At 61.5% G+C, this 20406-nt stretch carries 9 protein-coding genes and 1 pseudogene; 3 read left to right on the forward strand and 7 right to left on the reverse strand.

Features of this window, described 5'->3' with window-relative positions:
- Positions 1 to 26: 26 nt before the first annotated feature.
- Positions 27 to 2342 carry a DUF262 domain-containing protein gene (locus tag ACWEQG_RS38640; RefSeq protein ID WP_452292562.1) on the forward strand — a complete coding sequence of 772 codons (2316 nt, stop codon included), beginning with the start codon at positions 27 to 29 and terminating at the stop codon, positions 2340 to 2342.
- Between the two features lie 219 nt (positions 2343 to 2561).
- Here ACWEQG_RS38640 and ACWEQG_RS38645 read toward each other — a convergent pair whose 3' ends face one another.
- From ACWEQG_RS38645 to ACWEQG_RS38670, 6 genes are all read right to left on the reverse strand, one after another.
- Positions 2562 to 3314: a phosphoadenosine phosphosulfate reductase gene (locus ACWEQG_RS38645; RefSeq protein WP_452292564.1), complete on the reverse strand. Its 753-nt coding sequence runs from the start codon at positions 3312 to 3314 to the stop codon at positions 2562 to 2564.
- A gap of 1072 nt (positions 3315 to 4386) precedes the next feature.
- Positions 4387 to 5223 carry a phosphoadenosine phosphosulfate reductase domain-containing protein gene (locus tag ACWEQG_RS38650; protein WP_452292566.1) on the reverse strand — a complete coding sequence of 279 codons (837 nt, stop codon included), beginning with the start codon at positions 5221 to 5223 and terminating at the stop codon, positions 4387 to 4389.
- Positions 5220 to 8834, reverse strand: coding sequence for an ATP-binding protein (locus ACWEQG_RS38655; protein ID WP_452292568.1), 3615 nt, complete (start codon positions 8832 to 8834; stop codon positions 5220 to 5222). The genes ACWEQG_RS38650 and ACWEQG_RS38655 overlap by 4 nt, the downstream gene beginning before the upstream one ends.
- Entirely contained in the window at positions 8831 to 9931 is a 1101-nt protein-coding gene (locus ACWEQG_RS38660) for a DUF4007 family protein (protein WP_452292570.1), read from the reverse strand. The genes ACWEQG_RS38655 and ACWEQG_RS38660 overlap by 4 nt, the downstream gene beginning before the upstream one ends.
- Before the next feature lie 86 nt (positions 9932 to 10017).
- Positions 10018 to 11214 (reverse strand): cysteine desulfurase family protein, encoded by a 1197-nt coding sequence (locus tag ACWEQG_RS38665; protein ID WP_452292572.1) that lies wholly within the window; start codon positions 11212 to 11214, stop codon positions 10018 to 10020.
- Between the two features lie 615 nt (positions 11215 to 11829).
- A complete protein-coding gene (locus ACWEQG_RS38670) occupies positions 11830 to 13167 on the reverse strand; it encodes a DGQHR domain-containing protein (RefSeq protein ID WP_452292574.1) in 1338 nt (445 codons plus the stop codon).
- Positions 13168 to 13984: 817 nt separating this feature from the next.
- On the opposite strand from ACWEQG_RS38670, the gene ACWEQG_RS38675 reads away from it, so the two are divergent.
- Both ACWEQG_RS38675 and ACWEQG_RS38680 read left to right on the forward strand, forming a co-directional pair.
- On the forward strand, positions 13985 to 14251 hold the full coding sequence (locus ACWEQG_RS38675; protein WP_452292576.1) for a hypothetical protein: 267 nt from the start codon (positions 13985 to 13987) through the stop codon (positions 14249 to 14251).
- 323 nt (positions 14252 to 14574) lie between these two features.
- A pseudogene (locus tag ACWEQG_RS38680) lies at positions 14575 to 15707 on the forward strand (IS630 family transposase).
- Between the two features lie 38 nt (positions 15708 to 15745).
- Here ACWEQG_RS38680 and ACWEQG_RS38685 read toward each other — a convergent pair.
- Positions 15746 to 19969, reverse strand: coding sequence for a DUF3883 domain-containing protein (locus ACWEQG_RS38685; RefSeq protein ID WP_452292578.1), 4224 nt, complete (start codon positions 19967 to 19969; stop codon positions 15746 to 15748).
- Positions 19970 to 20406 lie beyond the last annotated feature (437 nt).

The following is a 20406-nucleotide window of genomic DNA, read 5'->3' on the forward strand; positions in this document are numbered from 1 at the left end:
CCATTAGAAGCAGGGAGACGTGGAGCATGGAAACGCGTGAGATCTTTGACGCCGCACCGCTGTCGGTGTTGCAGTTTCTGAGCGAGACGGGGCAGGGCCTCTACATACCTCCCTACCAGCGTGCATACAGCTGGGAGCTGCCCAAGATCAGGCGCCTGCTGAACGATGTAGCGCACGGCCTGGACCAGCTTGCAGAGTTCGAAGACTCAATTTGCTTTCTCGGCACGGTAATCGCACTGCGCGATATTAACTATACGACAGTTGAGCCTATGTATAGGGCTCAAGTCCCCTCTAAAGTAATGACCATTATCGATGGTCAGCAGAGGATGACAACCCTCCTTCTTCTTACGACGGTCCTTCACGAGGAAATCCGGGTTCGCGCAGAAAAGCTGCCACGTAATGATGAGGCCTCGATGTGGTGCTACAACCAGGCACTCGATGTTACTGGCCGACTCGCAAACTGCTTCGAAGAAGACATGCGCTATGGCGAACACCGATACTATCCACGCCTAATTCGTTCCTACTATGACGTCTGGTCTAGAAATAAAGGCGAAGCTCGCTATCGCTCCCCTATCGGTTATCATCTGCATGCCTATGGCGAGTATGCCAGAGGTGAACATTCTACGAAACCATATAAGCATGTAGCTATCACGGCGGATAAAACAGGAGGCGTGGATCCGGAGGCGTATCGGCACCTGGACCGTATGCGCGACCAGATGCGGTCAATGCTACGCAAGGCGGTAGGGGCCGCCACGATAAAAGAAGATGACATCGCCCTACCGTTGGGCGTGGATTTAGGGGCTTCGCAGAAACTACAGTTGGCACTGTTCAATAGCGAGTTTCCCGAAGCGGTTATCGAAAAGCTCAACGAGGACGCCACGATCACGCCACTCACACGGCTGATCGTTTTCGCTAACTACCTCCTGCACCGAGTAACAGTTGCCGTGGTTACGGCTAAGCGCGAGGATTATGGGTTCGACATGTTCGAAGCCCTTAACACCACTGGCCAACCTCTCACTGCAATTGAGACGTTCAAGCCGCGCGCCATTCAGGCGGAAGGTCTCAACGACTGGCAGGACTCCGAATCGAAGAGGCACTTCGACGTGATTGAGGCCTACTTGGAACGCGAGGGTAGTTCTTCTGCCGATAAACGCCAGGCCGTTACCAGTAGCGTCCTTCTTCCTTTTGCATTGCTTCAGGACGGCACGAAACTCACTAAGCGACTAAACGATCAGCGGCGTTACTTGCGTCAGGTTTTTGATAAGGATGGCAGTATTGAGGAGCGTCGCAAGATTTTGGCAGCGCTCGCTCAAGTAACCCGCTTCTATGAGGGGCCATGGAATAGTCCTACGAAAGCCCCTCTCTCCGAGAATATAGTCTTGCACAAGCAGGCTTCCCTAGCTCTGGCGGCGCTACGCGACGGCGGACATGACATTGTAGTTGCACCGCTGACGCGATACTTCGCTGCACATCGTCTTGCTGCTCCAGAGAATCTCGATTTCGCAGCCGGCCAGTTTCTCATGGCGGCTCGATCATGTGGCGCATTCTATGCGTTGTGGAGAGGAGCCTTTGGGGGCACATCTGGTATCGATGCCATTTATCGATCCCTCATGCTGCATGTTGTGGAGGATGGATCGCCGCGCCTCGCTCGCTTCACTTCAGAACTTACTGATATCCCTCCGGTCGATGCTCTTCAGCATTATCTACAGGAGAAACTTCAGTCCCACGGGATTCACGACAGGCAGCAGTGGGTCGCGAAAGCTGCCAGCACTCCCGTTTATCAGCATTCGAAGCCGTTGACACGGCTCCTGCTCTTGGCCGCGTCTCAGAACTCGACACCAGATGGCAGTGCCCCCGGGCTCGTAGTCCGCGGTAAGAGTGGTCTTTTAGAGACGATGGAGATCGAGCGCTGGAATGACGACGCCCTCGCTACCATCGAGCATGTGGCGCCACAGAGACCACCTATCAATAGCAGCTGGGACACCAAGCTGTACGAGGATCCTGACCTCATCAACAGGCTCGGGAACCTCACCCTTTTGCCAGCAGTCGAAAATGCATCTGCAAGCAATCGGGGATGGCATTTGAAACGCCTAATGTTCCGTGCCCTAGCGGCAACGACGGTGGAAGAGGCGGAAAAAATGCTCTCTGATGCGGAAGAGGAGGGGCTGCAGCTTGGAAGTGGCGCTGAAGAGATTGTGCGTCAAGCCCGCCACCTGCCCCTCGTGGCTGCTCTTTCCCAGCGCCAGGAGGAGTGGACGCCCGAATTCGTAGAAGCCCGGTCCGAGCGGCTTGCCGGTTTGGCTTGGGACTCTCTTGCGCCGTGGCTAGGGCTGAAAGACTAGCTACTGCTGGCCGAGCCCTTGCCCTAGACGGAGGTGTCCCTGTTGGGAGGACGTGATAGGGACACCTCCGCTGGAGTTTAGCCGATCTCTTACAGCTTCAGCTGGCAACTCCTCTCGACAGAATGAACATGTAACTCGCTCCGAGTGAAGTCCATCCAACAGATTGTCCATGAGGACATGGCCAGTTAACATGCTTCCGCTGCAGCGCAGCCTGTGATTTCAAGTCATACACCAGCCCGAATCGCAGCCGGGGTCGAACACTTCGGATGACGAAGGGGCCTCCACCTGAATGGCTTTGCTGAGCGGAGTGCCGTAGCGGGTCAGGTAGGCGGCGTCCCGGCCGAGCATGGCGCGTTTCTCGTTCAACACCGCTTCGAGACGTACGGACTTGGCGAACAACTGTGGCTCTAGGCGTCGCTGCTCTCGCCATGCGTCCACTGTCTTCAGGGGGCAGAAAAAGCATGCACTCTTAGGGGGCACGGGGAGGCCGGCGGCGGCGATGATCTGCATGCAGTCTTCGCGGTTGAGGCCGAGGTCCAGGAGCGGGTACTTGATCTGCTCGCATGGTTCGCTTCGGCGCTTGTTGGCTCGATGGATCTCGTCCAGGGAGATTCCTATGCCGACCGTCGCGGGGCGCTGTGCTGTCGCGCCATGTTCGCGCAGCCATCTGGCGACAACCTTGATCTTGAAGTCTGAAGTGCAAGAGCGGCGACCAGGGGCCCCGTTCGCCATCCGGACCGGTATAGGGATTGATCGCGACTGAGGCTGGTGAAGGCGCTCCCAGAGTGTTTCAATGCTTCCATTGCGGCTCCGGCGCTGTATCTCGTGTATCTCGATGCCGTGCTGTCGCGCATAAGCCGTGGCCACGCCGCGGACATAGGAAAGCGTTGCGGGATTTTCGCTGTCATCGCCGACATTTGCGAACAGGAACGTTGGAAAGTTGATCTGGCGTTGGGCGGCCAGCACTAGCAAGGCGGTTGACTGAACTCCTCCGCCGTATGAAACCACTTGCAGCGGCTCGGCTCGCCTCCTGCTCGTGGCGTCGTCTGCTCGGCGACCCGCAGCCGTCGTTCTTCTTGAACCAGGCATCTGCAACCTCCGCTGTGACCATAAAATTATATGGTCACAGCGTCAAGCACTTTCCCCTGTCGGAGCATCGCTGCTGCCGGATTTGTGAAGGAGAGGGTGAATCTCAGCGGTGCGCTGTCAGTGTTGGGCGTCGTCCAGGGACGGATCATCCGAACCTGAGACGGCTGGGCCTGACGGGCGAGGCCGAATCTCCACTGAGTGGCCAGCGCTCAACACGCTGCGAACAAAGATCGTTGCGGCCGAACTTTGGTCGCTGGTAAAAATCCGTGGCCCGGGGATAGGTCCCTGTTGCGTTGTATCGGGCAGCCGAGGCCGTCGGGGTTTTGATTGCGCTCTCTCACCGGCTTGGATACGGGCGATAGCCTCCGGAGAGACGTAACGGCCTCGGCGCCGAGCATCCGCAAGGATCGTCTCCAGCTTCCACAGCGGTGAGCCGGACAGGGTGATATCCGCAGCGGGGAGAGTACCCCGGTTGCGCCACTGTCCAATGACGGAAGGCGTCTTATTAAAGATCCAAGCGACCTCCTGAGGCCCGATCAAGGGGAGCGATCCCTGTGGATCCGTTGTGACATACCCACCGGGAATGCCCGACTTGTAGTCAGTAAGCCTTTGGGAGTCAACCTCGCGCTGACCTGTCTTCACCAACGCGAGGACCGTAGGCAGCAGCCAGTATGGGCTACCGGATATCACCAGATCCGGTTCTCCCAGCAGAGCTCTCTTTCGCCACTGCAGTGGGGCGTCGCGTGCCACCCGGAAGAGATGGGCGATCTCGTGGTAGCCCAGCAGGTAGGGTATTTGCCCGCTGCCCACTGCCACGATCACCCCAACACCGCTCGAGCCTCGCGGCCTTCCCTGAGGAAACAGTAGCGCGATGCGAAGGCTGGCAGGGTTGACGAGAGCCTTGATCCCTCCCTGTCCTTCGGAGCCAGGATGGGATCAAAGCTCACGCGTCGAGTCACAGGTGGCAGACAGCGCATCCGACCTGGTCGTCGTCTTCGTCGTGGGCGTCGGCGAGAATCTCTAGGAGGGGACGGTTGGGCTTAGTGCGCTTAGCGGCCCGTTCCAGGGCGGCACGGTGCTTGGCCTCGATCTCCTCGCGCCGGGCGATCAGATCCTCCAGCGATTCGCCCTGGGACCAGGTGTACTTGCGGTCCTTCATCGCCGTCTGCTGATAGTTGACCTTCTGCTCATAGGCGACGGCCTTCTCGAACAGCTCGGGATGTCGATCCTGGAGGCCGACCCACTCGTGCTTGCGTTGGAAGAAGCAGAAGTAGCAGCCAGAGCGCGTGCGCCACTCGTAGTAGGCCGGCAGCCCAATGCCGGCTTCGTCGAGGATGCGATCAACGCCAGCGCGGTCGATCCCTTCCTCCCGGAAGGGGAATACCGCTTTGATGTTCGGCTTGGTGCTGACATAACCGAGTCGGTTCTCATCCGCACGGATTGCCACATAAGACACGACGTCGTCATCGCCAACCCACGCCTCAAGTGGCTTGATCTTGAGGTTCTTGGTGCACCAGCGCATCTGTGGGCTCGGCAGAGTCCCCTGGTAGACCTCAAGCCAATGGTCGAAATCACGGGTGGAGTTGAGGCGCTCGATGGGCTTGCCTAGTGCGGCCTCAAGTCGGTTGAGGTACTCGTAGGTCTCTGGGAGCTCTGCGCCGGTATCGCAGAAGAAGTACTCCATCTCCGGAACACGGTCGCGCATGTAGATAGCCAGGGCAGAAGAATCTTTGCCCCCGGAGATCCCAAGGACGTGGCGCGTCTTTCCGTTTGAGCCGTTCGCCTCGGTCACAGCTCCTCCTTCCGTAGGGAGTCATGGTCGGAGTTCGGCGCGGCAAGCCGCTCGGCCAGGGCGGCGAGCAGGATGCGGGCACCGCCTTGCCCTAGCTGTTGCTCAGCTTGCCTCATGACACTGACAACCAGACCGTCCGCGGCCTTCCTTACGTCCTTGGGCACGTGAATGAGCGTGCGTTGCTCGGTTCCCTGGGGTGTGGTGAGAGTTAGCAGATGGGTCTCGATCTGCTTGGGCTCTGCCTTGCCCTGGTCGGCTTGCGTCTCTTGCGCCTCGTAAAGGTGGCCGACGCGATCGAGCCGACGGGCCATGTCCTTGACGCGCCGGGGAAGGTTGGCGAGGTCCTGGTCGGCCCAGTCGCCGAGGGCCTTGTTAGTGAGCCGAATGATGATCGGGTCGAGCCAGTCTTCGTCCGGCAAGCTTGCGTTGAGTACGCGCGAGACGAATCCCTGCAGATCTACTTCGAGTGGGGCGTTGGCGAACCCGCCCAGCGCCTCCGTCAAGCTTGCACGCAGCTGTTTTAGGTCGCCGGAGATGCCGAACGCTTCACCGATCACTGCCGCAGCGTCTCGCCGCAGCGCCGCACTCGCACCGGAGATGGCGTCCAGGGCACTGGTCAAGCTAGCGACGAACGACTGGGCTGCCTGCTTGTTCTGGGGCGCGGCGGCGGAAATTGGCTCGAAGCCGAGCGCCTGTGGAAGGGTGCTGAAAACAAGCTCGTCGGGATCGGTTGCCGAGGAGAGCACCTGCCGGACCTTCAGGGCTTGTGGAGTGAGCCGCCTGGTGTGGCGTGCGTAGGGAGTCAGCACCATGATCCGCTCCAGCATGGCTCGCGTCACCGCCAGCAACAGCGGATTACGGGCTGTACGGGAGCGGGGTATATCCACGTTAAGGGATGCAGCAAGTCCCTCGACAACCAGGTTGCGCTGTCCCTCCCCGACGGGCACAGACTTGACAGCGAAGCGGTCAGGTCCCCCAGGGCTAAGGAGGCGTTCGATGATCTCCGGAGTGAGCCTCGGGCAATAGTTTCCCTCCTCAAACAGTGCGACGTCTGAACCCCGCAAGATGAGGGCTGCCACGATCAGGATCGGTACGACGCCGGCTTTGACGCCAAATGGGGGCGCCATGAGCTGGTGGTATATGTCAGCAAGCGGGGTGACCTGCGTGGCATTGCTGAGCGACTGTTCGAGGGACTGCCAGACCGGCATGACTTCGGGGTGCTTCTGCGGATCCGGTCGTGACACCCCATGCGTGACGATGCTCTCAGCGTGGATGGTCTCGTCTGTGTCGCTTACAGCACGGTGGAGGCCAAGGTATTCCACCACCCCGTGATACATTGCGCGCTCTTGTGAATATTTGACGGTGTCGTACCCGAGGATGGGCATGCCGGTGTTGGTCAATAAGTCCGACAGGAGCACTCGGCGAGCCCGCGCGCCGTTGCTGGTAAGTTCGTGGCGGCCCGCCATTTCGTTGCGAATGTGCGGTGTCTGGGAGTACACCTTGTCGCACGCGGCTGATACCAGTGCGGCGTAGCTGCGGGCCTCGATTGGTACGCCCCGTTCGGTGCGGGTTTCTTCTCCGCTGTGCCAGAGGCACCAGGTGGCTCGGACGCTGCGGGGGTTGAACGCCTCGTCCAGCTGTGTGCCGATGGCGTAGGAGATCTCGGCAATGCGTTCGTAGATCTCGGCTTTCGCTACGCGGTCAATGTCGTCCTCATGGCGCAGGTCTTCGAGCGCCCTGAGGGTGATGCCTGCTTCCAAAATGGTTGCCGGGTCTTGGGTAGTCCCGATGAGCACGGGCAACGGTGAGCTAACCAGCGGTGGAGATCCGGGCTCTCCAAAATGAAAGATCATCATGCCGTCGGCGGCGTCGCTGACTACGTCGGGACCCTCGAGTTTGTCAGCCTGGAGGCTGACTGCCGTGCGGAAGTAGCGGAGCATGCCCGTGCGCTGGGTGTGTGCTCCTGCGACAACTTCGGCCGGCAATATCGTGTGAAGGTGATCCCTGAGGTAGTCAATGACGTCGCTGGGGGCGATGTGGAGGGCCTTTTCCCTGACACGGGCATCGATGTCAACGTCCGTGCCTTGCCAGATTCGGTACTCATCGTTGTAGGCCCTGTGGGTGAGGAATCCTGATTCGACGAGGTGCTGTAGCTGCTGCTGCAGGTCATTGAAACGTTTGGGATCCGAGGCGTCGAGCGGGTCATGCAGAGCGAATTGGATCATTGCCGGGGTGGCGCGCAAAAGGCCATCGACATCGATGAGGTTCAGGATGCCGATCGCCTTAAGAAGGTCTCGATCTCCGGGGGGAAGTCCGTGCGCCTCGTTGAGTCGGGTGTCGACCTCCAACCAACGGCTGGCGTTGGTTGAGGCCAAGATGGTCGTGCGGCCAGAGGCGAAGAAGTAGTCATAAAGTTGCGGCAGCCGGATGGTGGAGGCCCGCTCAGGTGTGGGGGTCGATGCCTCATCGATGGTGCGGCGCACCGTGTTCGGCTCGTCGTTGGCCAGGAACCCGACGAGGCTGCGGTCGTGTTGTCCGATCTGAAAGGCCAGGAGTGGCGCTGCGACGGCTGTGAGGGGATGCAGAGGGTAAAGGTCGGCGAACATCTCCGGTGAGATGTGCACAACCGCGTTCAGTGCGTGTTCTGTCCAAGCATCGGCAGCTGCTTGTGCCTGTTGGCGGATCAAACTCCAGTTGGCCTCAATGATGGAGGAGTGGTCGAGGCGGCGGCGGAGCAAGTGGACTGCATCGCCGAGATTCGGCGCGAAGGTGACGTCCTCGAAGCGTCCCTGAACCTTGGCCCATTCCTTGGTCTGGATAGCGCTGGATCGCGCAGCGTAGTCGCTGAAGGCCAGGTGCTGCAGGGTGAATATGAACAATGGCAGCCCTGAGCGGCCAGCGCCTTTCTCGGCGAGCATCTGCAGCAGGAATACGTCGCTCTCGGCGTTGCCCGTGTTACCGGCGGCAGCTAGGTATTCCAGCGACTTGCCGAACTCGTCAATGATCAGTAGTACCGGGTGGCCCGTATCGCATAGAGCGATGAGTGCGGTGAGAAGATCCTCCGTTGTGGGAACCTCCCGTTCAGCGCACGCGTGAAGGGCCTGCGCGACCGCCTTCGGAGGCTTCCTCTTCCACTTGCGCTCCACCGCGGTCGCCAGTGCGCGGTACACGGTAGCGGCGAGCGGCTCGCGGCGAGCGGTCGCCACCGCGCCCAGGAATCCCCCGGGGGCGAGGGCCTCACGCGCTTGCGTCAGGCGCGCGGCCAAGCTGGCGCTGGTGGCCTCGACGGCTGCGCGAGCCTCGGCCTGCCGGGCGGTGTCATGTCCAAGGAAGGCATCGAGCAGGTTCGACAGGGTCGACTTGCCCGAGCCGTAGGGGCCGGTGAAGGACCAGGCGCGGGTCCGTCTCAGGTCAGCGACCGCATTAGTGACACGATTCAGAACGTCCAGCGCTCTGGCCCCTATATAAGGAGCGTTCAAGTGCGGCTCGCGGACGTCACGCTCTAGGTTGGTGGAGCGTAGTTCCGTACCAACCAGCTCGATTCCTGCTGGGAGCTGAATGACCGCTTGATCCTCGGGGGCTCCTCGAAGCGGGCTGTTCGCCGTGGTCACGCGTGCTCCTCGATCAGTTCCAGCGTTTCAGGCTGTTCAGACTGCTTTTCGGCTTTGCGGCCTTTCCTGCTTTGGCTAAGGCCCGGGTAGCGCTGAGCCCACTCTTCAGGAGTGGGAAAGCCCTCCTGGCGGCGGATGTGGCCGTAGTGCTGATCGAGCACGTCCCAGGCCAGATCCTGGGGGTCGGCGGTGAAGGACAGGCTCTGCTGCCCCAGCGAGTCGGTGAGCTGCAGATCAGTGTGATCAGCGACGAGCGGCTCGATGGCCTTGATCAGGTCAGGTTCTCGAATACGGAAGGCACGCCCTGGTGCACCCGGCTCGCTGGCTAGCCGTGCCAGGGAAATCGAGTTGCCGCCGGTGAGGTGCGAGGCATAGTCCAGGCACGCATACAGTAAAACGGCTGGTGGCAGGTTGCTTCGCGATCGGCTGGTGAAGCGCCACACTCGTTCCTTGCCCTTGCCCTGTCCCTCCAGCAGTCCGAGTTCCCGGAACGGGCCCATCAACTGGTCCTCAAAGCTGCCCGGCGATAGTGGGTTGTGTTCCAGGTCCTGGGCATACATCTTGATCAGGCATTCGACATCACGCTTGATCGACTCCGCGGCCGGCACCGCATCCTCGGGATAGCTTTCGTTCACATGCCGGGTGATCAAATTGATCATCCCCGCCGTAGTGACCTTGGCAAACGGCGCCAGATGGAACATCACGTACCAGCTCGGCACCATGCACTTTGCCCCATGTTCCCCGGGCTCGCTGGACAGCAGCCACCAATGCAGCAGCCAAAGACTCCCGGAGTCTTCCAGATAGGGGTCGGCACCATTCCCCCCCAGCAACCACTCAGCCCTCCAGGTTGGAGAAGCGACGTAGGCGCGGTTCGCAGGGTCGGGGTGAGGGTGCTCGCGGGTGAGCTTAAATGCCTGCATCCAGAACCGGATGGCGTTGACCATGTTCTTGCCGACCCCCAGGAGCACAGGGGCGTTGTCACGATGGAAGATATCGCTGCCCCTCGTACCGTCCCTCACAATCTCGGTGTGGGCCTTGTGAAGCCAGCCAAAGCGAGGAGCAAACGTTTCGTGTCGCGAGAATTTTGGCTCGGTCACCTCTGCTAGCCGATTGCCAGACATGCGATAGGACCTTTCGTAGTGCGCCTTGATGGTGGGAGCGGACCGCCCTGCAGAGCGGGTGGTTAGGGCTCCGCGGAGGCCCCCATGAGTCTTCGGACTGCTCTGACAGCTCGGACTATGGCGTCGAGGGCCCGTTCGATGTCCTGTTCGGTAGTGGCGTATCCAAGTGAGAAGCGCACCGTCGAGTCCGCGTCCTCTCGGCTTAGTCCCATCGCGAGCAATACATGACTCGGGCTTGGAGCGCCCGAAGCACAGGCGCTGCCGTCAGAAGCAGCAACGTCCCGCATCGCAGTCAGGACTGCATCCGCAGGGGCGCCCGGAAAGGTGACGCTTGTCACACCGGGCAGACGTGGAGACCTCGCTCCGTTGATACGGCAGCCTGGCAGGCCGGCGGTCAGCCCGGCCTCGAGCGCGACACGCAAGGCAGCGACACGGGCAGCCTCGTCGTGTAGATGGACTCGTGCTGCTTCGGCGGCAGCTCCTAGCCCGGCGATGCCGGGGACGTTCAATGTTCCTGCGCGCCAGCCCCGTTCCTGCCCCCCTCCCACTAGAAGGGGGCGGTGAGGAAACGGGACCCCCCGGCGCACGAACAGTGCACCCACACCCTGCGGTCCCCCGAACTTATGACCCGACAACGAAAGCAGATCGACATCGAGATCGTTCAGGTCCAACGGAAGGCGACCGACGTATTGCGTCGCATCCGTGTGCACGAGGGCGCCTGCCTCATGCGCTAGCTTGATGACGGGCGTGAGGTCGGTCAGCACGCCGGTCTCATTATTGGCCAGCATGGCCGAAACGATCGCGACGCGGCCTCGCTGACATGCCTCCTCTAAGGGCCCCAGTTCGACGATCCCGTCTCGGTTGACAGGCAGCTCAATTAGCCGGCCGGGAGCATCAGCAGTGAGGGCGCGGGCCGCTTCCAGGACAGCAGGATGTTCAACGGCAGTTACGACAATATCCCGACCGCCTAGATTCACAGCGTGGAGTGCCAGATTGTTGGCCTCGGTCGCCCCGGAGGTGAAGATGAGCTCGCTCGGTGCACAGGCGAGCAAGCGGGCGAGCTGTTGACGGGCTAGATCAACACGCGAAGCCGCGTCTCGGCCGGCTTGATGGATGCTGGAAGCATTGCCGACGCTTCGCAGAGCATCCAGGGTTGCTTCGAGCGCCTCGGGGCGTAGCGGAGTCGTGGCGTTGTAGTCGAGATACACCACGTCCATAGGGTCAGCCTCACTCGACATAATCAGCTCCGATGCCGCCATGCCTCCCTAAGGTACTCCTGGCGGTTCGCCTCCCGGTGAGCTTCTCCTCCACCAGGAGTGCACAGAGATACTAGCTAACCCTTCAGGCGTCGTGGGTCACAGCCCGGCAGCGGGGAGAACAGCGGCCGAAGCGCCGGTGTGTTGGAGGTGGAGCACAGAGGGCTGCCTATGATCACTCTGTCGGCGCGGATCCGTCGCAGACCGGTGTGCGACCTGAGTCAGCACTTCGTGTGTGGTGTGCCCTGGAGAACGGCCTATGCGCGGAGTACCCCATCGCCAGTATCGGCAGCTATCAAGGGGCCTAGTAGGTGGAGCATGGCAGACTGGTTCAGATGCATGGCGTGATGTCGTGCGTGAAGACCTTGCCTGGAACAGGCTGACCTTCACACGATGGCTCATATCGTCTCCAGGGGTATTCCACAGCCTGTAGCTACGCCGCCGAGAGGTTGTCACCTAGAGAGGCTGAGAGCGCAGACGCGAGGAGAGCTTGAAAGGATCGTAGGCCGGTCGCCAGCCCTCCCCGCGGCTATGTAGGGGAGGGCATCGCCAACACTGGAGTCGCTCCCATTGCACAAAGGTCGTCAACCTCCGTACGTGGAAGCTGCTTATCTCAAATCAGTCTGATTCTGGGGCGCTGGCATCGGTCGCGGACGCACTCGCCGGGGTTGCTACGATACCTTTCACTAGATCCTCTACGGGCACGGGGTATCGCTTTCCCTTAACTGTTCTGAACGACCTGACGGCTCTCTCTATTTGAGCCTTCGACTTGGGTGCCAGATGCGCGGAAAGCAGCTCCAGTAGAAGATCGGAGATGTCTCTTCCGGTCGCCATCTTGCCCGTTGCTCTTTCTCCGGGCGTCTCTTGCCAGGCGGCGATGAAGGGCGCCGCCCCCATTCTCCAGTCTAGCTTCGAAAGGCGATCAAAACCTTCCTCCCAGCTGATAATGCCCTGTTCAACGGCATGTCGAAGGGCCTTTATGACGGCAATCTGAACGATGGGGCGCATGAAAGGGTGTCCATCGTGCTCATGCCCTTTTGGAGATCGTAGCTCTTTGGGAGACGCAGCTGCTAGGTAAAGGCGACGCAGATCGCCGCAGGAATCGAGGATTTGATCGATCCGCCCTGTGAGAATATCGTAGCTTTCGTCAAGAACCTCGTCCGTGGCGCGCATGGATAGCTGATGCATGCTTCCGTCTAGGTCGAATCCCAGTTCTCTCAGGATGTCGTATAGTACGCCGATTGTTGTCCATGCAGATTGCCCAACAGGCACCTGTCGAGTAGCGAGTTTTAGTTCCCCCTCTGGGCCTTGCCTGCTGAACACCTGGACGATACCCTGCTTTGATACGAAGGGGTGTTCATCAAGAAAGCGCCGGGTGAGGATCGCAAAGCCGTCGTCCTCGTCGAGCGCTATATTTTCCTGCTTATTGGTAGTGACCGCGTTGCGATTGATGTTAGTGAAGAGGCGTCGCGTCCTCCTGCGACCCTCCTCGCTATCGAAGTGAGGGACCACTACGACGCCGATATCCTCGCTCCCGAGTTCGGGATTTTTCTTGATGGCATCCTTGATTGCTCTCAGGCGATGCTGGCCATCCAAGGCGAAGAACTGGTGTGTCCCGTCGAAGGTTAGTACGCCGAATTCTCGGTCCACCCCGTCAAGTATTCCTTGCTCGGCCGATTCTTCCATAGCGAGAGGAATATATTCGGGGTGTCCGCCCCAGGCTGCAACTACGAGGCAGCCTAGGAAGCGGTGAGAATTTGTGAGTAGATACTCAGTTATTTCGGCGGTGCGAGTTCCGACGCCACGTTGAATCATGGTGCCGAGGTCTTTATTGCCACCCAACTCATAGGCGAAATTTACTTCCCTGGCAACTTGTGCGTAGCTCATCAGGCATAGATAGTAATCCCACTCGCCCACCTTGGCCTTGAACGCGGGGACGAAGGTTTTGCTAGGCATGTCTCTGCCTCTCGTCTTGAGGTCGATTATTATATTCCTGAGCTGAAGGCCGGCTTGGCGGAATGTGGGCGCAGCTTGGGGCCTTGGTTTGTATTCAGAGGAGGATTAAGTAACTTGATCAAGCGATCCTCGAGGAGAGATATTCTCCTTTTGTCTTCTATTATGGAGAACCAGTACTCGAGAGGCCGGAGCGTGAGGTAACGTGCGAGAAGCGCGTCTCGCCTGTCAGGGATAGTGCCATCAACCCATAGGGCCTCGGGGTCTCCGCTCAAGTGCTTACGATACCCTTTATATCGCCCTCGGAGGGTTCCTGAGGAGCTTTTCTCCCCACCTGCTTGCCCTACATATAGGATATGGAATGGCCCGGCCGACACACCGCCGTCAGCTAGACAGAACGTGAAGGGGGGGCGCCAGACAAACATGTAAATACCTGGTGCATCGGGCAGCATCTCGGCGAGTTGATCGGTGGCCGCCCTTACCTCCCAAGGGCTCGCGAAATTGCGCAGATCTTGCTCCAGACTCTGACAGTAAGCACGATCTAAGAGTCGGAGTAGGCCGAGGTCGATCCGGAGGCCCGGACTGGGGGCATCTACGTACCGTCTAACTAGCGGATCGAATGCGTCCGATGTCCTATTATTGCCCGATTTGTCAGATGTCAAGTCCTTTATTCACCTCCGGCTGACCAGGGTAGCCCTGAGGCAAAGGCAAATCCATGCCGCAGCTTGCACGCGTTGGCGCTGTGCGGCTACGACGGGGTGGCAAGGAATACCAGGATGCGTAGTGCTCGAGCCGTAGATCACGATCGGGGAGTTGCGTCGTGCTTCGTCGTCTCCTCGTCGCCGGCGCGCTAACGGCGTCCGCTTTGATCGTCCCCGCCGTGCTCGCGGTTCCAGCTGGCGTAGCCGCCAGCTCGGCGGCGAGCAGCTGCTACAAGCGCGTCGGCGCCCACTGGACGTGCATCACCCCCAGCGCCTACTGCCCCGCCGCCGCGCACGGGAAGTACGGGTACGCCAAGGTCACCAAGAAGCGGTACCGGTGCTCGTACTATTCCAGCGACCGCAGGTGGCACTGGAAGCGCGCGTAACCATCCCCGAGCATGACGAAGACGCCCCCGCCCTCCCAAAGGAGCGGGGGCCCGGAGCAGAAACGAGGTCGCCCAAGCTCCGCCATGTTTGAGCGAGACGACATCGAGGGCGAACTGCTGCGCTACACCCGACTGTGCTCCCGCCCGCATGATGTAGACGGGCCCTACCCGTACGGGCGCGCCTGGACGGGGACATGCACCGCGATCGTCACAGCAACCCCCGGGCGCCGACATGAACATCACCCTTGAGGACTGAGCTAGTGCTGTGACCGGAAACGATCACCGGGTTCGCGCGTAGTCCGCCGTGCCGATTGGATGGGTCGATCACATCCGAACAGTTCGGGAGGCGCGGTGGCAGAACCGGTCTCACTGACCAGGAGGGGCAGAAACTCCAGCGGATCGCCCGCCGGGGCAGCACCAGCTCGGTGCGGTACCGGCGGGCGATGATCCTGCTGGCCTCCGCGGGCGGCAACACCGTCCCGGTCATCGCCCGCCTGGCCCAAGCCGATGAAGACACCGTCCGCGATGTGATCCACCGGTTCAACGAGATCGGGCTGGCCTGCCTGGACCCTCAGTGGGCGGGAGGCCGTCCCCGCCTGCTCAGTGACGACGAGGAAGCCTTCGTCGTCCAGACGGCCACCACCCGACCGGCGAAGCTCGGACAGCCGTTCACCCGCTGGTCCATCCGCAAACTCACCGCCTACCTGCAGGCTCTTCCCAGCCACGCGATCCGCATTGGCCGGGAAGCCTTACGCACCCTCCTGGCCCGCCGCGGGGTCACCTTCCAGCGCACCACGACCTGGAAGGAGTCCCCCGACCCCGACTTTGAGGCCAAGCTGGACCGGATCGAGTACGCGCTGACCCAGCGGCCGGAGCGGACCTTCGCCTTCGATGAGTTCGGCCCGCTGGGTATCCGCCCCACCGCAGGTGCGGGATGGGCGGAGCAGGGGCGGCCGGACCGGCTGCGCCACCTACCACCGCACGCACGGCATCACCTACTTCCACGGCTGCTACTCCGTCGGTGAGGACCTGTTGCGGGGCGTGGTCCGGCGGCGCAAGGGCATCGACCACACCTGGGCGGCGCTGCGTTCCATCCGGGCCGCCCGCCCGATGGCGGCCCGATCCACGTGATCTTGGATAACCTGTCGGCGCACAAGAACTGGCGTATCCACACCTGGGCGAAGAAGAACAAGGTCGAGTTGTGTTTCACCCCGACCTACGCCTCCTGGGCCAATCCGATCGAGGCGCACTTCGGGCCGCTACGCCAGTTCACGATCGCCAATTCCGACCATGCCAACCACACGGTGCAGACCCGGGCTCTGCATGCCTACCTGCGCTGGCGCAAGGCCAACGCCTGCCATCCCAACGTCTTGGCCGCCCAGCGCTGCGAACGCGCCCGCGTCGCAGCGAGGAAGGCATCCGCTGGGGCGGCCGATCACTCTCAGCCGTGGCCTGACGACCGCCCAACCCGGCGATCGTTTCCGGTCAACAGCACTAGGTGTCCGAATCGGGGGACTCGCGCAGAGGCCCAACGTCTCCCGTGAGGCTGTTGAGGTCAAGGCGTAGGTTCCCGGCGTCGAAGGAACCGATTGGATCACGGATGCAGCGCCATGACGGCGCTGTGGTATGAGCCTCGTAAACGCGGTAGAGGATATAGCGCCGCCGGGCGCGTACTGCCAGCCGGAACTCTGAGGCGGGCCAGCTGAACTTGCCTTGTCGGCCCGTCGTCGACTTGACCTCGACCCACAAGTCAGCGCCGTCGTCGTCCACTGAGACGATGTCATGGTCAGCGCCAGGAGCGGAGTCGGCGATCCACTTCACGCGATCTGGGGAAAAGCCAAGTCGCCTGACTCGCTCCCGCTCGATGCCGAGAACAATCTCCTCCCCCCGTCGGCCCACCTCCCGGTCATCCTCAGATTCCTGGTAGCTGCGTGGTGACCAATTGCTGGAAACACCCCCACCTGAGGCCGCCTGTCGGCGCTGGGCCGACGAGCCTGTTCCCGCTGCCTCCCAAGGCCGGACAGACCCAAGGTCAGGCAGTGGCGGCCGCGGGACCCGAGTTGGCATCGGTGCTGGCGGCTGCTGCCTACCGCTAGCTTTAGGCGGCGGCTGCGATATGGCTTCCTGTATGACGTGCTGGCTGATGGCGTCTGCGAGCGATGCCATGCCGTCGTCGTCGTCGTCAGCGTCCTCCTTGTGTTCGGTGTCCGGTTGCAAGCTGGGCTGCCAAGGAATCTTGCGGCGCTTCAACTCACGCTGCATCTCCGGTGCGGATCGGCAACGCAGTAAGAAGTAGGTAGCGTCGCCGAGAACTTGTTCGCCGAGCGGTCCTGGGTCGGCCAAAACAGCGACCGCATTGGCGACGGATCGGCGCAGCTCATGAGCGCTACCGACCTGGGCGAGGACGATGTGATCGTTACCTATATCGTAGTCGGCGTCCACAGTGACGTCGTGTCCGCCGATACGGTACCTGCGCTGTATCCCGCTGACGATGGTGATCCGCGTGATCTGAGCGAGCCGGGCTGTGAGGCTGGCAGTGGTACGTGATTGGTCTGGCCCCGAAACTGCAGAGGCGAGAGTAGCAACCGCAGACGCGAAATTCGGATCGCGGAGCCGGGCAAGCATGCTGTCTGTACGCCCTGTCTGATCCGGCTCGATTTCGGGCCCGTACTCGATACCCGCGAGGGCCGCTGCCCCCGACAGCGGCTTGGCTCCAGCGGCCTGGAGGAACCTGATCACGCCATCGGAATTCTCGGCAAAGGCCAAGGGCGCATGCGCGGCCAGCGCCGCGGATGCCAGCGCAGGGTCGTCGTTGATGAGGAAACTCCCCGCAATCGCCTCTTTTATAGAGTGCAGGCCGCCCTGGTCGTCCAGGAGGCAGTATGTGCCGGGGTCCAGCCCTGCAGGAGGCTTGTCCAGGTTGCTGTAGGCCCGCCGCAACGTCTCGGCCACGCGCCGGGGAATTGGCTGCTGCCTCCGGTAGCGTTCGTCGATGCGTTCAAACAGACGCCGCCAATGTTCATCAGTAGGCCGCCGGTGAGCGCCGAGGAAAGCCCAAACATCGTCCAGCTTCTCCGGAAGCACCGTGACGGCGTGGAGAAACCTACTGCGGTTGTCCCTGCCGATAAGGCAGTCGCCTGCTGCCTCCCACCTGCTGCCAGTCCAGATAACCGGCACGTTGCGCAGTTCGCCGGGCGGCCGCTTCTCCCCATGCAACGCCGACACCAGCGCCCGGTAGACAAGATCTGGCCTGTTCACGCGGCCACCGGTCTCGCGCAGTTTCGCGAGCGCCGCGAGGATATCGTCTGCTCGGGGTTCGGAACGGCATCCCAACTGCCGCAGCATGGCCGATGACATGCCCACGGCGTACGGGGCATCCTCCCCCAGCACTGCGACCAACTGGTCAGACCGTATGTAAGTGTCGCAAGGAGCCGCGAGTGCGCTCGATCCGGTCTTGAGAAATTTGATCGTTTTCAGCTGACCGAGCACGGAGGGAGTAAACAGCCTACGCAGCCGTGTTGCGGCCTGTCGCATGACTGCCGGGGAGACGCTGCCCTGCTCCACCAACCGCGCCAGCGTCACAAGGTCGCCGCCGCGAACGGTGCGTCGAAACCGCAGTTGCTTAAGCGACACGTTCGCCTCGTCGGCGCGGGTGGGTAGGTGTAGTGCCGGCGCTAACAGCGACGCTCCGCTCGCCGATCGGCTCACCATGTCCACTGGAGCAACCCACTCTCCGCGTTCATCTTGGAGAATTGGGGAGCGGCGGATGGCAGCCCATGCCTTTCCCGTCAGGGTCGGTCGGTCACGGATATAGCGTCCGAGAGCATCACGCTCCTGCTCGGAGGCGGTCCCTTCCTCGATACGTCTCGCCGTCTCGATCGCCCATTCGGAGAACTTGAATGGTCTGCACAATCTAGCAAGGACCATAGAACCGACCAGGCCAGGGTGAAGGGTCTGATCTTGGGGAATCAGGTCGGCAAACGTCTCGTGGACTAGCCAAAGCTCGCTCGGCGCACCGAGCGTGCCTGCGCCAGTCAGCGTTGTGGGGGACGTGCTGAGGTCTTTCTTGTGGCTGGCGTTGAGTTCGTTCCTGCATGCATCTAGGGCCGCCGCGAACCGCTGCTGAAGCGGCAGATTGTGCAGTGTGTCGGGGAAGTCTGGGTAATAGAGTGACACCTCGGTTGCTGTATCGACCTTAGTCGCCAGTCCCTTCGAACTAGTGCCGGCGCAGCGCAGGCGGATCAGCGTGTTGACGGTGAACGCCTTGCCTCCCAATCTGGTCGCCATCGCCCGGGCGTCTGGCTGCGAGGCCAAGCTGGAGTGCAAGAGGTCCTTCGGGGCCACGGAGCCAGCAGCGAAGGTCGCAAGCGCGGAGCTGACTGGGATCGCCAACGACCCGACCGTGGTGCACATTGGTCGCTTCGCGCGGCCTGTCGTCGCCTGGGTCGGCCAGCACGGCTCGCTACGAAGAAGTCGGTCAATTTCCTCGCTCAGGACAGGCACTGAGGACGAGTCGGCAGACTGCGGGTCGAAGGCAAGGAAAGCCTGGGCACCGAATTCAGCGAACAGGCGCTCGGGAAGCAGTCGAACGGCGAACGAGGCGGATTGCTGGAGAAGCCAGGCGTTCCACTCGCTGTTCTGCGGATCGACAAGCTGGCTGCGGTCCTCGGTCATCTCGAACGGGGCGCTGATGCTGAATGCAAAGCCGGTCCGCGACCGCGTAGCACCGATCGGGTAGTAGAAGATCCCAGACGTACGCAGGTCCAAGCGACCGCGCCGAGTCCGGACGGAGACACCCAATCGGATCCGGCCACCGGGAACCCGGAAATAGCCGGGCACATTCGGCCCGCGAAGCCCAACCGGCGGCGTCAGGACGTGCTGATACTCCATCTCAGTGATCGGTTCAGGCGAGTGACCCGGCGACGGGCCGTGCTCCTGCAGCCGAGCAGTGCGCCTTATCAGATTCGGGCCGGACGATCCGGCGCGGGCAGACTGCCGCCACCGCAACTCGTGTCCAAGACGTGCGGAGCGAAGCACCACAGCTTGCAGATTCTTCCCTCGCCCGGGGTGCGCCAACTTGATGAGCGTGGGCGCGAGCTCGCCAGCAATGGTTTTTAGCGCCTCGGCCTCACGCTGCTCGTCGAAGGCCCGCAGAGCCCCATCGTCAACTTGACGGTACGGGACCACAAGGGTCACCCCTGGCTGGGCCCGTGATTCCGGATGGGCCAGCGGTGCAGCCAGTGCTCCCTCTGAGCGATCAAGGATGGTGTACCACCCCCCGGACATGACGTGAATACGGTCCCCGAACAAGAACAGAGATCGGAGCCCGAAGTTCTTCGACCCGATGCCATTGGTCTTCGGCTCAACACGATCAGCTGCACCCGGTACCAGACCGTGACCGAGCATTACGCTCAGCCGTTTCCACCCCGCGTGGTCGATGGTCTTCCCGCTGCCGCGGACGATGACAGCATCCGAGCCGAACTCGATTAACAGTTCGGTTCCTCCTGCGTCGTACTCGTTCTGCACCAGCTCCCGCAGAACGTCTGCCGGGGTATGGCTGCGCGCGAACTCGGTGAGCATGCTCGCACCGACGCGGAACCGGAAGTCGAGGTCCCCAGAGTTAGCGGGGATGGGGGATTGATCAGGCACGTCTATTCTCATCGAACCGCTCCAGGGGGTGAGGATGATGACGCCAGGCCTGCCGGCAGAAACGGTCACTGCGACCATCCTGGAGCACTGCATGTCGTTTCGGAAATCGCCTTGGTTTGCGGAGGACAAGCATGGAACCCGCTTCGCTCTACGGCCGTACTGGTCTTGTGCCACCAGGGTCACCAACACGATGATCCAGCGCGCGCTCCTGGGCCTCAGTACGGGGGCTCCGTGCGAGGACAGGCCGACAAGGCGTCACCTACAGGAGTGGGATGCACCGGCAATGGGTGACGCGAGCAACCTGACGGCCAGCGTGGAGACAGGGCCGGCCGTTGGGCGGCCCTGAGCGCGGCATATCCACGGGATGATCTCCGTGCGCTACGCCTCCGCTGAATGCTGCGCTGCAGGTCAGGGCCGTTACAGCCGGAACAACCGTAGTGCTCTTGAAAACCGCTAGGCCGGGTGACCGGTCTCGTGGGTTCGAATCCCACGCTCTCCGCTCAACC

The organism is Microbispora sp. NPDC004025, from assembly GCF_053604425.1.

What these genes read in the sequence shown, in the direction of transcription:
- ACWEQG_RS38640 (WP_452292562.1), top strand. Translation starts at nt 27, where the DNA reads ATGGAAACGCGTGAGATCTTTGACGCCGCACCGCTGTCGGTGTTGCAG.
- ACWEQG_RS38665 (WP_452292572.1), bottom strand. Translation starts at nt 11,214, where the DNA reads ATGGCGGCATCGGAGCTGATTATGTCGAGTGAGGCTGACCCTATGGAC.
- ACWEQG_RS38670 (WP_452292574.1), bottom strand. Translation starts at nt 13,167, where the DNA reads ATGCCTAGCAAAACCTTCGTCCCCGCGTTCAAGGCCAAGGTGGGCGAG.